Genomic DNA, 13621 nt, shown 5'->3' with positions numbered 1-13621 from the left:
ACCCCGCATAGAGGAATCTGTCGGGGTGTATTACTCAGAAATCCTTGACCCGAAAACCCGCAGAGCGGGCATGAGCTTCTAACCCCTCCCCGAGCGCAAGAGTATGCGCTACGCGCCCCAAGGTATCAGCGCCTTTTTCAGAACAGTAGATCACCGAACTGCGCTTCTGGAAGTCGTAAACTCCCAGCGGTGAGGAAAAACGGGCAGTGCCACTGGTAGGAAGGACATGATTGGGGCCAGCACAGTAGTCCCCCAATGCCTCTGCCGTATAGCGCCCGAGGAAAATGGCTCCGGCATTCCGGATCTCAGGAAGGTAAGCCTCAGGATTATCTACTGAAACTTCCAGGTGCTCCGGTGCAATCTGATTAGAGATTTCTATCGCCTGCTGTATGGACTCCACTTGGATCAACGCTCCACGGTCAGCAAGGGAGCGGGAGGCAATTTCAGCTCGGGGCAACTCGGCCAAAAGCCTTTGCAGCGAACTCCCAACCCGATCTAGATACTCAGCATCAGGGCACAACAGAATTGACTGCGCCTGCTCATCGTGTTCAGCCTGTGACAGCAGATCCATGGCAATCCAGTCGGGATCTGTTTGCCCATCGCAAATAACCAGAATTTCAGAAGGGCCCGCAATCATGTCGATAGCAACATGACCAAAAACAGCACGCTTGGCGCTGGCCACAAAGATATTCCCCGGACCAACAATTTTATCCACCGCAGGAATAGACTCAGTACCATAGGCTAGTGCCGCTACTGCCTGGGCACCACCAATCGTAAACACCCGGTCCACCCCTGCTATTGCCGCTGCCGCCAACACCAGGTCGTTCAGCGCCCCTTTCGGAGCCGGCACCACCATATTTACGGCGTCAACCCCAGCAACTTTTGCAGGAATTGCATTCATAAGCACGGAAGAAGGGTAACTCGCCTTACCTCCAGGAACATAAATGCCGACACTTTGCATTGGGGTAATCTGCTGCCCCAGCACAGTCCCATCAGTCTCCGTATAGCGCCAGGACTCCTGTCTTTGATGCTCGTGGTAACGCCTCACTCTATTAGCAGCTGCCTCCAGGGCCTCGCGCTCCTCAGTACTTATACGATCTAGAGCCGCGGTAAGCTCAGCAGCCGGCAGAGCAAAGTCTTTCGCGCTTTCCAGGTGCCGATGATCAAAGCGGTTGGTGAACTCTATAACAGCCTTATCACCATGAGCGCGAACACGCTGCAATATTTCTGCAACGATACTTTCAACCTCTTGATTTGCCACTGCCTCCCAAGCCAATAGCTGCTTCAATTGGCCATCGAAATCTCTATCGACCGTATTTAGTCGACGAATTACTTTGCTCGTCATAATGCTTCGGGTATCTATTTGGTTTGTGCTACAGCCGATGCCAACTTCTCAATCAAACTATTGATTGGCGCATATTTCATCTTCATGGCTGCCTTGTTGACGATCAATCGACTGCTAATTTGTGCAATAGTCTCTCGGGCTTCAAGGCCATTGGCCTTTAGCGTATTGCCACTATCTACAATATCGACAATCTCGTCGGCCAAATTCATTAGCGGAGCAAGCTCCATAGCCCCATACAACTTAATAATGTCAACCTGACGACCAATCGAGGCATAGTGCTTTTTGGCACTCTGTACAAACTTGGTAGCGACCTTAATTCGGCCACTGGGCAGTTGCCCCCCCTTAACACCAGCGGTCATCAGGCGGCAGCGGGCAATGCCCAAATCGAGAGGCTCGTATATACCATCAGAACTATGCTCGAGTAGAGTGTCTTTCCCCGCCACACCAATATCTGCGGCTCCATGCTGCACATAAGTGGGCACATCCACTCCCCTCAGGAGGAGGAGATGCACCCCTTCGCGATTCGTCGGAAATATCAACTTTCGACTTTTAGTTAGGTCTTCAGCAGGCTCCAACCCTGCCGCCTTAAGAAGCGGTAGGGTCTCCTGAAGAATCCGCCCTTTTGTCAGTGCGATTGTAATTTGTGCAGTCATTTCGATTTACGCCAGTCCGTCATTGGCTCTTGGGATTAACTTCGTAGCAATCAGCCGGGAACACGCCGAATATTCGCGCCCAGCTGTCGGAGCTTCTCTTCAATACACTCGTAGCCGCGGTCAATATGGTAAATACGATCCACCATAGTAGTGCCCTCTGCCACCATACCAGCAATAACCAAGCTAGCTGACGCTCGCAGGTCTGAAGCCATTACTGGAGCGCCCTTAAGCTTCTCCACCCCGGTAACAATTGCCGTATTGCCTTCCAGGGTGATATCCGCCCCCATTCGATTCAGCTCATGAACCTGGATTAAGCGGTTTTCAAAGATTGTCTCAACTACAGTTCCCTTTCCTTCGGCTACAGCATTCATTGCTGTGAACTGGGATTGCATATCTGTAGGGAAGGCTGGGTAAGGCGCTGTACGGAAGCTCACCGCTTTAGGGCGATTGCCTTTCATATCCAGCTCAATCCAATCGTCGCCACAACTGATATGAGCTCCGGCCTCTTCGAACTTAACCATAACCGCATCGAGGATATCGGCACGAGTATTGAGCAGGCGCACTTTGCCCCTCGCCGCAGCAGCTGCCGCAAGGAAGGTTCCGGTTTCAATACGGTCCGGCATAACAGTGAACTTGCAGGGGGTAAGCTTAGGTACACCGTGAACACGCAGGGTGTCAGTGCCAACCCCTTCAATCTGAGCCCCCATAGCAATAAGGAACTCTGCCAAATCGACGATTTCGGGCTCGCGAGCGGCGTTGTGCAGAGTCGTAGTTCCCTCTGCCAGTGCCGCTGCCATCAATAGGTTTTCAGTGCCGCCAACTGTCACTTTCTCCATGACAATATTGGCTCCCTTAAGACGACCATTGGAGCGCGCCCGAATGAAACCACCATCGATGGTTATCTCAGCACCCATTGCCTCAAGGCCCTTCAGGTGAATATCGACTGGGCGGCTGCCAATTGCACAACCACCAGGAAAAGAGACATTCGCAACCCCATGCCTAGCCAACAGGGGCCCAAGAACCAAGATTGAGGCCCGCATCGTCTTAACCAGCTCATAGGGAGCGGTCAGGTCATTGACTGAGCGAGGGTCAATCTCAACACCCAACTTTTCATCAATAGTGACATCACACCCCATACACCGGAGCAAGGTGATCATGGTGGTAATATCATTGAGATGCGGCAAATTATCGATTTGCACAGGCCCGTCAGCCAATAAAGCAGCAGCCAATATCGGCAAGGCTGAATTCTTAGCTCCAGAAATCCGCAGAGTCCCGGAAATTGGGCTGCCGCCCTCTATTATCAACTTATCCATTCAATCTCTTTCTAGATAGCCAACACCTCAGTGGCAATGGCAAGTTAACGACTGGCTTCTTCTGGGGTCAGAGTCTGCATTTGCACGGCATGCAAGGTGCCATCGGCGATTTTTTCACCAAGAGCGGCATAGACAAGCTGTTGCTTTTTTAAACGACTCAGACCTTCAAAGGAACTGCTCACTACAGTGACCATCAGGTGACTACCTTCAAAAGCCACTTCAACAGTACTATCGGGAATTTGCCCTTCGATTAGGGCCTTGATTTCGTCTGGTTGCATAGGAGGGACTTGCGATTGGTTAAAAACAGCACGCAAGTGTACTTGAATCAAGCGGAGTGCGCAGCTACGCACTCCAAAGTTCGCGGATCAACTCACTTTATTTGCGGCATCATCTGCCGCTGACCAATTAGAAATCACCTTGTCGATGTCCCCATAAGTCTGCATTGACTGCGAGAACTGACTACGGAAAGTCTTACCCAGGTTGACCCCATTCAGAATCACATTGATCAACTTCCAGTGGCCTGCCCGATTGCGCACCAAGGTATACGAAACTTTTGTTATACCCTCTTTGCTGCGAACTTCCTGCAGCACATTTACACGATTACCTTGAGGTGTGGTGCCGGGATTGACCACTTTTACATCCAGGTCGCCAAAATTTGCCACGCCGCGAGCAAATGTCGCTACAAGATCGCGACGAAAAGCATCCGTAAAGCGAGAGCGTTGGTCGGCAGTCGCCTGCTTGGCATAGCGCCCCATTACACCGCGAGCGATAAAGTCAAAATCAACAACCGGGGTCAGCACCCCTTCAACAGCACTGTAGTATCTTTGCGGGTCTGAATTTGCATACTGAGCGTTGGTACGAATTACCCCCAAAAGCTCATCGGAAACCCCTTTAATCATTACATATGGATTTTGGGCCGCATTGGCTGCAGGCACCACTGCAGAAGCAAAAACAACACAAAGCGCAAATCTAATCCACCGCGACAAACCGTTTCGGCCAAGCCAAAATGATGCGTTCACAAATTATCTCCAGTTAGCAAATCAATCCTTGGACGCATATGACAGAATTTAGTGCCATAGCAATACCACATATCAACCTTCCCGCAGCCCAACTGAGAGTGTGTCGATCATCCATTGAGTGACATAGCTGACAGCGGAGACGGCAAACTATACCATGGCCACACCCGGCAATGTGGCGGTGTACGAGCGTGTCATTTGACACATCTAAAATGTGCACTGGCTTTTTCCGCCGCCAGCAGCCCGCTAATATAGATTAGCACGACAGCAAAAGATCGAGTCGCCTTTAAATATTGGACTCATATGACAAAAATTATCCACGCTGTCGCATAAGTAAATATCTAAACTGCCGCATAATAAGGCAGTTTTACGAGAACTTGTTAGAGCACTAGTAAGCGATTGAGGCAGTTGATGACACAGGATTTGATTTTGGAAGCTGGGCGCCGCACCGTCCGCATGGAAACTGAAGCGGTGGCAGCACTGGAACACAGAGTTAATGGCGAATTCCAGCGAGCCTGTGAAATGATAATGCAATGTCACGGTCGCACAATTGTTACCGGCATGGGGAAATCTGGGCATATTGGCCGAAAGATCGCCGCTACTCTTGCCAGCACCGGCACACCGAGCTTTTTTGTTCACCCCGGCGAAGCGAGCCACGGTGATCTCGGCATGATCACTCGGGGTGATGTTGTCATAGCCATATCCAATTCTGGCTCATCCGCTGAAGTCCTCACCCTGCTGCCTCTGCTAAAACGCCTGGGCATTCCACTAATTAGCATGGCAGGAAAAACCGACTCCCCTCTGGCTCAAGCTGCAGAAGTAAATTTGGATATATCGGTAGCCACAGAGGCCTGCCCCCTCAACTTGGCCCCCACCTCATCAACAACAGTTACTCTGGTGATGGGAGATGCACTCGCAGTCGCCCTGCTCGAGGCCAGGGGTTTTACTGCCGAAGATTTTGCCTTCTCTCACCCCGGCGGTGCCCTCGGGCGCCGGCTTCTTCTAAAGGTTGAGGATGTGATGCATGCGGGCGATGAACTCCCCCAGGTAACTCCAGAGACGCTGCTATCAAAAGCCCTGCTAGAGATGACCAGCAAAGGGTTCGGCATGACAACAATTGTAAATAGCGACGGTGAATTACTGGGCGTCTTCACCGACGGTGATTTGCGCCGAGTAATAGATCAAAAAATCGAACTCGACAAAGCACTAATGGAGGAGGTGATGAGTCGCCGCCCTAAAACGGTTTCTGCTGACACCCTCGCTGCAGAATCCCTGAGGATTATGGAGGACTATAAAATCACTGCATTAGTGGTAGAAGACGAAGCTCACCACCCTGTCGGTGTACTCCATATGCACGATATTCTGCGCGCCGGAGTTATCTGAGATAATACCGGACAATTAATACGCAGGTTTTGCCCTCACAATCAAAGGCGAAGAGAGATTACTCCGGTGATACCCGAACAAAAAGTAAATGACTCCCTGAAAAATATCCGCTGGCTTGTTCTGGATGTGGACGGTGTTCTGACAGATGGCAAGCTTTATTTTGACAATAGCGGCAACGAACTCAAAACCTTTCACACTCTGGATGGGCACGGCATTAAAATGCTGCAAAACTCTGGTGTACGTGTAGCAATCATTACCGGCCGACGCAGTAATGTTGTAGAGCGCCGAGCGCACGACTTGGGTATCAATAAATTGATCCAGGGCCGAGAGGACAAGTTTGCCGCACTACAGGAGTTACTTTCTGAAGAGTCATGTCGCCTGGAAGATATCGCCTATGTCGGGGATGATTATCCCGATCTACTGGTAATGACCAAGATTGGGTGTCCCATCGCACCACCTAATGCAGCCCCCCCCGTACGGGAGCGAGCCTTTTGGGTCACAGAGGCCCGTGGCGGCGAGGGTGCTGTACGCGAAGTCTGCGACCGCATTATGATTGCACAAGGGACCTTTGACGCGGCGCTCGCCCCCTATATCGGAGAAAAATGATGCGCTCGTGGTTGCCTCTCATACTGGTCATTCTGCTTATAAGTGCCGGGCTCTGGTTTTCCGAGAGTCCGCCAGAACAGTTCTTAGGCAAAAGGCCCACTCCTCAGCAACAAAATCGGGCTGCGGATCTTATTATCAAAGGGGCTGAAACTCGCCATTTTGACCAGGCAGGTAACCTAGCTTATCGAGTGGATGCAGAGCAAATCACCTACTTTCAATTTAAACGCCGGGATCGAGCCAACCTTAAAGAGCCGCGTATGCTGTTCTATACGGACGACCAGCCCAAGTGGGCAACTCGGTCCAAAAGGGGTGTGGCCTTCAATCGAGGAAAACGTATCGTACTTAGTGGCGACGTTCAAATTGATGAACTCCCTGGCCCGAATGGCATCCAATTGGAAACTCCGCGAATCACAATCTTCCCTGACAGGGAATTCGCCGAGACCGACAAAGTTGTTACTATTAGCTCCGGCCCCAACCGCACTGAAGGAACGGGGATGCGCGCTTACCTGAAAGAAAACCGGATGGAAATTCTATCCGACGTGAAGAGCAGCTATGACACCCAATAACCCCTATCCCTCTATACTTAAGACCTTCACTGCAATTACGCTGGCAGCTATTACCACCGTAGCACAGGCCTTACCTGACGATAGAACCCAGAGAATCTCTGTGGGCTCGGAATCTATGTCAGCCGACCGAGCCAATAATTTAGTGGTTTATAGTGACAATGTGGTCATCACGCAGGGCTCCCTCCAAATCAGGGCAGATCGCGTGGAAGTGTACTTTACGGCGAGCGATGAAATCAGCCGAGTCATTGCTGTGGGCCGCCCCGCGCACTTCCAACAAAAGATATTGGAGAGCGAAGAGCCTGTTAAAGCCCGTGCTGAGCGCATCGAGTATGTCATCAGCTCTGAAGAACTGCAGCTCACAGGGCAAGCTTATATCGATCGCGATGGCAACACCCTAACTGCCGAGAAAATCGACTACGATCTCGCCACTGAGCAAATGAGCGCTCGCAGCCAACCTGGTCAAGGCAGAGTTGAGATGATCTGGAAACCTGAGAGCACCGAAGCCAGCGAGCCTGCTGAAGCAAATACCGACACAGACCAGTAGTTCATCCAAATTTCAGTGCCTGTAAAACAGCGCTACTTACAATGATGTAATCCGCCGCCCCTCTCGGCCGCGGTTAGATTTCAGGACTCATTATGCCAACGCTACAAGCGTTACACCTCGCCAAACAATATAAGAAAAGAAAAGTTGTCCAAGATGTCTCTGTCAGCGTCTCAAGTGGACAGGTCGTTGGCTTACTTGGCCCCAATGGAGCTGGGAAAACCACCTGTTTCTATATGATCGCTGGGCTGGTGCAGGCCGATGCCGGGCAAGTCCTAATCGACAACGAAGATATTACCCGCCTATCAATGCACGGGCGCGCCCGCAAGGGAATCGGTTACCTGCCCCAGGAAGCCTCTGTTTTTCGACGCCTGTCAGTGCGTGACAATATTCTCGCAATCCTCGAAACCCGAAAAGGGCTCAATCGTGCAGAGCGCGAAGAGCAGGCCCAGGAGTTGCTCGAAGAGTTCAATATCACACACATTGAAAACAGCCTAGGAATGGCCCTATCCGGCGGAGAGCGGCGCAGAGTGGAGATTGCACGAGCCCTGGCTACAGACCCAAGCTTTGTCTTGCTCGATGAACCCTTTGCTGGTGTAGACCCTATTTCAGTTAACGATATCAAACACATTATTCGCCACTTGCGGGACAGGGATATCGGCGTTTTGATCACAGATCACAACGTAAGGGAAACCCTGGATATCTGTGAAACTGCTTATATCGTCAGCGAGGGACATATTATTGCCTCAGGCACGCCCGATGATGTCCTCGCTAACCAGCAAGTGCGCGAAGTCTATTTGGGACACGAGTTCACCATTTAATGGCAAATGATGACAGGTGTAACTCAATAACAAGAATTTCGAGAAGCTTATCATACATCAACTAAGAAACGACCTCTTAGAAGGCAATAGTCGGCACGCTTATTGCTTGTAATAGTTTGAAGGCCAAGGTAGTCTGCGCCATCTCGGGTTAATTTTGACGAACCCTTTGTCGCACTGGCCTGCAACTTTAAATTATGAAGCAGTCTCTCCAGCTCAAGCTCGGCGCACAGCTAACCATGACCCCCCAGTTGCAGCAGGCAATACGCCTCCTGCAGCTCTCCACACTAGATTTACAGCAAGAAGTCCAGGCAGCCCTCGACAGCAATCCAATGCTGGAAGTTGAAGGTGAAGATCAGGCTCAACAAGCAACAGCCAATACCGAGAGCAACGCACAACAAGAGCCACCAGCCGCTGCGGGGGAGGATTTAAACCAAACAGCCGCTGAGGAAAAAGAGCTTGGTGATTCCGACTGGAACCAGGATATTCCAACAGAGCTGCCGGTTGATTCTCACTGGGACGACATTTACAGCAGCTACAGTGGCCCCGCCGAGGGCGACGACCCCAATTTTGAGCGCAACTCTTCCACCGACACGCTTCAAGACCACTTGCGCTGGCAATTAAACCTGACAGCACTTTCCAGTCACGATAAATGGATCGGCGAGCACCTTATTGACGCCATCGACCCAAACGGTCTTCTCAATACCACCGTTGATGACGTAGCCACCTCCCTTCAGCTCGAAGAAGATGAAGTAGTTGCAGTCCTTAAAGCTGTACAACAATTCGAACCAGCTGGCTGTGGGGCCAGAAACCTCCAAGAATGCCTTCTACTCCAGCTCAAGCAGCTACCAGCGGAAACTCCGTGGCTAAACGAAGCGCAGACCATCATTGAGCGCCACTTGGAATTACTTGGAAAAAGGGATTTCAGACAACTCACCCGACGCACACGCCTCAACGAAGCCCAGCTCGGCGAAGTGATCCGCCTTATCCAGACACTAACCCCCAACCCAGGTGAGGAGTTCAGCGGAGAACAGCCCGCTTATGTCATTCCCGATATTATTGTGTCCCGCAAGGATCACCGCTGGCTGGTCGAACTCAATCCAGAAATCACTCCAAAGATCCGGATTAATGGCCACTACGCCTCCTTGGTAAAACGGGCGGACAACTCCCGAGAAAACAATTTCATGCGGGATCACTTGCAGGAGGCCCGCTGGTTCTTGAAGAGCCTACAGAGCCGCCACGACACCCTGCTAAAGGTCGCTACGTCCATTGTGGATAAGCAGCAAGGCTTTTTTGAAGAAGGCCCAGAGGCAATGCGACCAATGGTTCTGGCAGATATTGCTGAAACCATTGGCATGCATGAATCCACCATATCCCGAGTGACCACTCAAAAATATATGCTGACTCCACGGGGAGTTTTCGAACTCAAATATTTCTTCTCAAGCCATGTCAGTACAGATTCCGGTGAGGATGCATCATCCACCGCCATTCGAGCCCTGATTCGCAAGCTGATTGACACGGAAGTACCTCGAAAGCCGCTATCAGATAACAAGATCACTCAGGAGCTGGACAAGCAAGGCATCAAGGTTGCGCGCCGAACGGTAGCGAAATACCGTGAATCTATGGGTATCCCCTCCTCAAGTGAGAGAAAGAGGCTCATTTAAGCCACAACCCAAACACAGCCAATTAATCTGACCCCTAACCCATCCCCAGTCATGCGCCACTGGCGCCTTCCGCCCCCAACCTGCAACCAAAATCCAAAATTTGAGTGTATCCTTCCATTCTGGCCCACTTCCTAGTAGGGTTGCGACCCGATAGGGGGTGAGCGCCGGCTTGTGATGCACCTTTAAGGAGAAATCCATGCAGATCAATATTAGTGGCCACCACGTTGACGTTACCTCACCTATGCGCAGCTACTGCGAAAGCAAAATGGAGAAGCTGTCCAGGCATTACGACAACATCACCAACGCGCAAGTAATTTTATCCGTCGAAAAACTGATCCAAAAAGCTGAGGCGACGGTACACATAAACGGTCACGACCTCTGTGCTGGATCCGAAGACAGAGATATGTACGCGGCAATTGATGCGCTCACCGATAAGCTGGACCGCCAACTGAAAAAACACAAAGAGAAGTTGCAGAACCATCGCTGAACTATGACACTGGAAGCATTACTCTCTCCCCGCCTTAGCCTTTGCCATCTGGCGGGGAGCAGCAAAAAAAAGCTACTGCTCAATATTGCCCAGGCCATCGCCGAACAATATCCCCAACACGACTCCGATACAGTTTTTAACCAACTGATCGCCCGTGAGCGCCTTGGTTCCACCGGTATCGGCGATGGTGTTGCCATTCCCCATTGCAGGTTACCCGGCTGTGATAGCCCCATTGGGGTTCTCTGTACCACCCAGCCCGCCATTGATTTTGACTCTGTCGACCGCCAGCCTGTCGATTTGCTATTTACTCTTCTGGTCCCCGAAGATGCTGAGCAGGAACATCTGGATACACTAGCCGAAATCGCCGCTCTGTTTTCCAACAGCCAGGTTAGAGATAAGCTAAGGCAAGCACAAAGTAGTGATGAGCTATATGCCCTCGCTATTGATAGTACCGCAGCCGCCTAGAGGAGGTTTTGTTAGTAACTGAGTCTCAGAGCTGACATTCGCCTCATTGTTCAGGTAGTGCAACAAGCGAAATAATAAAGACTTGATCAAAGAAAAGGGCTCTCCATGCGCTTGGTGATAATTAGTGGACGCTCCGGCTCCGGAAAAAGTTCTGCACTGCAATTACTGGAAGATGTCGGCTTCAATTGTATCGACAACCTTCCCACCAGCCTGCTCCCGGAGCTGGTTAAGAGGGTCAAGGCACAACCGCCAAAAGAAAACACACCCCTGGCCCTGGGCGTCGATGCCCGCAACCTCTGGCAAGACATAAGACAGGCTCCCAGTGTTATTGAGTCCTTGCGCGAGACAGGGGTTCAATGTGATGTTATCTATCTCGATGCCCGCGAGCCGGTTTTAGTACAGCGATTCAGTGAGACCAGACGGAAGCACCCTCTCAGCAATGATTGCACCCATTTGCTAGAAGCTCTCAATCAGGAAAAAGAGCTGCTCACCCCTATCTCAACCATTGCGGATATGGTTATTGATACCAGCACCCTGAGCTTGCACCAACTGCGCGAACTGATTAAAAATCGTGTTGTTGGTGAACAATCAAACAGCATGGCGATTCTTTTCCAGTCCTTCGGGTTCAAGTATGGCGTGCCTGTGGATTCAGACTTGATTTTTGACTTACGCTGTCTACCCAATCCCTACTGGGAACCAGCTCTAAGAGAAAAAACCGGTAAGGATATCGAGGTCGCTGAATTCTTGCGCTCTCACCCAGAGACCGCAAAGATGGAGGCTGACATCACCAACTTTTTGGAAAACTGGCTGCCCTCCTACCAGAAAAGTAATCGCAGCTACACCTGTGTCTCTATCGGCTGCACTGGGGGCCGACATCGATCAGTTTATATGGTTGAACAGCTGGTAAAGAAATTTTCCAAAGAGTTTGATAACGTCCAGATACGCCACAGGGAGCAACAAAAATAGATTTTTGTCGAGCAGCGCAATGCAGAAACACCAACTGACCATCATCAATAAACTCGGCTTGCACGCCCGCGCTGCAAGCAAGTTCGCGCAGACTTCCTCCAAGTTCTGCTCCAATATTAAAGTGCATTGCCAGGGTAAAGCCGTAGATGGAAAAAGTGTGATGGCCCTAATGTTACTAGCTGCAGGCAAAGGCACGGAGCTGGAACTAGAAATAGAGGGGACAGATGAAAGTGCCGCCCTGGAAGCTATCAGCACACTGATCTCCGATCGATTCGGCGAAGCTGAATAGAGGCCAGTATACTATTGCCACGAAAAGCTCACTCTAAACATTAAATCGCTAAGCTTTTACATCGCCTCCCAAATCCACCACTAGCAGTAAGGACTTGTTGTGCCCAGCTCTCCCCAAGCCGAAATCAAATTCCGCGCACAGAATCAGCTGGGTGAGCTGTATGCCGCGCTGGATAGCGGTACGGGACAAGAAGTCCGGCGCATGCTCAAGACCCTGACTCCCCAGAGTGTTGCGCAATTGCTGGAGAGCTCTCCACCCCGTATCCGCCAGGTACTTTGGAATTTGGTGGACAGGGAAATAGAGGGTGAGGTCCTGCAGGAACTCACCGACGATGTGCGCAGCCAGATCCTCGCCACTATGGATACCGAGGAGATGGTGGAGGTGATGGAAGGCCTGGATGCCGACGACATCGCCGATATACTTCAGCAGCTGCCGGAGCGAGTTGTTGCCGAAGTGCTCTCATCGATGACGGAAACCGACCGCCTCCGGGTTGAAAGTGTTCTCGCCTATGATGAGAACACGGCCGGCGGTTTAATGGATACAGACACCATCTCTGTCCGCCCCAACCTGACTCTCGATGTGGTACTTCGCTACCTTAGGCGCCATGAACAACTACCGGAATCTACCGACAGCCTTTTTGTGATTAACCGGAGGGGCCAATATATCGGTCTCTTGCCACTATCCAAACTTCTCACCACAGATCCATCGGTGACAGTTCGCGAAGTGGCCAATACCGATGTGGAACCAATACCCGCAGATATGCCCGACACAGAAGTCGCGCGCTTATTTGAGAAATATGACTGGATTACCGCACCAGTAGTCGATGAGGATAACCGCCTGCTGGGGCGAATCACCATTGACGATGTAGTAGATGTTATCCGAGAGGATGCGGACCACTCCCTGATGAGCCTTGCCGGCCTCGATGAGGAGGAAGACACCTTTGCCCCAGTAGGGCGCACTGCGCGGCGTCGGGCCGTTTGGCTGGGTATTAATCTGCTCACAGCTCTGCTTGCCTCCTGGGTGATCAGTTTGTTCCAAAATACCCTGGACAAGGTGGTAGCCCTAGCAGTCCTAATGCCCATCGTCGCCAGCATGGGGGGCGTGGCCGGTAGCCAAACGCTGACAGTGGTCATTCGCGGTATGGCCTTAGGCCAGATAGGACGCAGTAATTTGAGCTGGCTACTTTCCCGTGAGCTGGGTTCGGCGGCACTCAATGCTCTTTTGTGGGCGCTTGTGATGGGCTTGATAACCGCCATGTGGTTTGGCGATATATGGATTGCGGTCATTATCCTTGCCGCCATGATAATCAACCTATTAACCGCCGCACTCGCCGGAGCGATATTACCAGTAGCATTGCGTGCCATGAATATAGACCCGGCACTGGCCGGCGGGGTAGCGCTTACTACAGTCACCGATGTAGTAGGCTTTATGTCTTTTCTGGGCTTGGCCACTTGGTACTTTAGCTAAATCACCTCTGGACCAAGCCCCCTTATTTACCGAAAGCGAATC

General features: G+C 51.3%; 16 protein-coding genes. 11 read left to right on the top strand and 5 right to left on the bottom strand.

Annotated features, from left to right (window positions below; all coding sequences use genetic code 11):
• Positions 1-34: 34 nt before the first annotated feature.
• The 5 genes from hisD to ACJJIL_RS04130 form a co-directional block, all read right to left on the bottom strand.
• Entirely contained in the window at positions 35-1345 is a 1311-nt protein-coding gene (gene hisD / locus ACJJIL_RS04150; protein ID WP_445361260.1) for a histidinol dehydrogenase, read from the bottom strand.
• Positions 1346-1359: 14 nt separating this feature from the next.
• Positions 1360-1998, bottom strand: a complete 639-nt coding sequence (hisG, locus tag ACJJIL_RS04145; protein WP_413663036.1) for an ATP phosphoribosyltransferase — start codon at positions 1996-1998, stop codon at positions 1360-1362.
• A gap of 50 nt (positions 1999-2048) precedes the next feature.
• Positions 2049-3311, bottom strand: a complete 1263-nt coding sequence (gene murA / locus ACJJIL_RS04140; RefSeq protein WP_444896352.1) for a UDP-N-acetylglucosamine 1-carboxyvinyltransferase — start codon at positions 3309-3311, stop codon at positions 2049-2051.
• Positions 3312-3355: 44 nt separating this feature from the next.
• Entirely contained in the window at positions 3356-3589 is a 234-nt protein-coding gene (locus tag ACJJIL_RS04135) for a BolA family protein (RefSeq protein ID WP_444896351.1), read from the bottom strand.
• A gap of 87 nt (positions 3590-3676) precedes the next feature.
• Entirely contained in the window at positions 3677-4330 is a 654-nt protein-coding gene (locus tag ACJJIL_RS04130; RefSeq protein WP_445361259.1) for an MlaC/ttg2D family ABC transporter substrate-binding protein, read from the bottom strand.
• A gap of 408 nt (positions 4331-4738) precedes the next feature.
• Here ACJJIL_RS04130 and ACJJIL_RS04125 point away from each other — a divergent pair, with 408 nt between their 5' ends.
• From ACJJIL_RS04125 to mgtE, 11 genes are all read left to right on the top strand, one after another.
• Positions 4739-5710 carry a KpsF/GutQ family sugar-phosphate isomerase gene (locus ACJJIL_RS04125; protein ID WP_445361258.1) on the top strand — a complete coding sequence of 324 codons (972 nt, stop codon included), beginning with the start codon at positions 4739-4741 and terminating at the stop codon, positions 5708-5710.
• A gap of 69 nt (positions 5711-5779) precedes the next feature.
• Complete coding sequence (locus tag ACJJIL_RS04120; RefSeq protein WP_445361987.1) at positions 5780-6316, top strand: KdsC family phosphatase; 537 nt, start codon at positions 5780-5782, stop codon at positions 6314-6316.
• The gene (lptC, locus tag ACJJIL_RS04115) at positions 6313-6882 is read left to right on the top strand and encodes an LPS export ABC transporter periplasmic protein LptC (RefSeq protein WP_444933974.1); all 570 of its coding nucleotides are present in this window, start codon (positions 6313-6315) and stop codon (positions 6880-6882) included. Before ACJJIL_RS04120 ends, lptC begins: the two co-directional genes overlap by 4 nt.
• A complete protein-coding gene (gene lptA, locus ACJJIL_RS04110) occupies positions 6869-7426 on the top strand; it encodes a lipopolysaccharide transport periplasmic protein LptA (RefSeq protein ID WP_445361257.1) in 558 nt (185 codons plus the stop codon). Before lptC ends, lptA begins: the two co-directional genes overlap by 14 nt.
• Before the next feature lie 92 nt (positions 7427-7518).
• Positions 7519-8244, top strand: coding sequence for an LPS export ABC transporter ATP-binding protein (lptB, locus tag ACJJIL_RS04105; protein ID WP_444907485.1), 726 nt, complete (start codon positions 7519-7521; stop codon positions 8242-8244).
• Positions 8245-8438: 194 nt separating this feature from the next.
• Positions 8439-9905: an RNA polymerase factor sigma-54 gene (locus ACJJIL_RS04100; RefSeq protein WP_445361256.1), complete on the top strand. Its 1467-nt coding sequence runs from the start codon at positions 8439-8441 to the stop codon at positions 9903-9905.
• A 196-nt stretch (positions 9906-10101) separates the two neighbouring features.
• The gene (gene hpf, locus ACJJIL_RS04095) at positions 10102-10392 is read left to right on the top strand and encodes a ribosome hibernation-promoting factor, HPF/YfiA family (RefSeq protein WP_108734230.1); all 291 of its coding nucleotides are present in this window, start codon (positions 10102-10104) and stop codon (positions 10390-10392) included.
• Between the two features lie 3 nt (positions 10393-10395).
• Positions 10396-10857: a PTS IIA-like nitrogen regulatory protein PtsN gene (gene ptsN / locus ACJJIL_RS04090; protein ID WP_444896344.1), complete on the top strand. Its 462-nt coding sequence runs from the start codon at positions 10396-10398 to the stop codon at positions 10855-10857.
• Between the two features lie 105 nt (positions 10858-10962).
• Complete coding sequence (rapZ, locus tag ACJJIL_RS04085; RefSeq protein WP_444907483.1) at positions 10963-11823, top strand: RNase adapter RapZ; 861 nt, start codon at positions 10963-10965, stop codon at positions 11821-11823.
• A 19-nt stretch (positions 11824-11842) separates the two neighbouring features.
• Positions 11843-12112 carry an HPr family phosphocarrier protein gene (locus tag ACJJIL_RS04080; RefSeq protein ID WP_444907482.1) on the top strand — a complete coding sequence of 90 codons (270 nt, stop codon included), beginning with the start codon at positions 11843-11845 and terminating at the stop codon, positions 12110-12112.
• A 99-nt stretch (positions 12113-12211) separates the two neighbouring features.
• The gene (gene mgtE, locus ACJJIL_RS04075) at positions 12212-13579 is read left to right on the top strand and encodes a magnesium transporter (protein ID WP_445361255.1); all 1368 of its coding nucleotides are present in this window, start codon (positions 12212-12214) and stop codon (positions 13577-13579) included.
• The last annotated feature ends 42 nt before the right edge of the window (positions 13580-13621 follow it).

This window comes from Microbulbifer maximicatervae (SeqCode) (assembly GCF_052468095.1).
The sequence above is the reverse complement of the archived record's forward strand: the minus strand, read 5'-3'. Positions and strand labels throughout refer to the sequence as shown.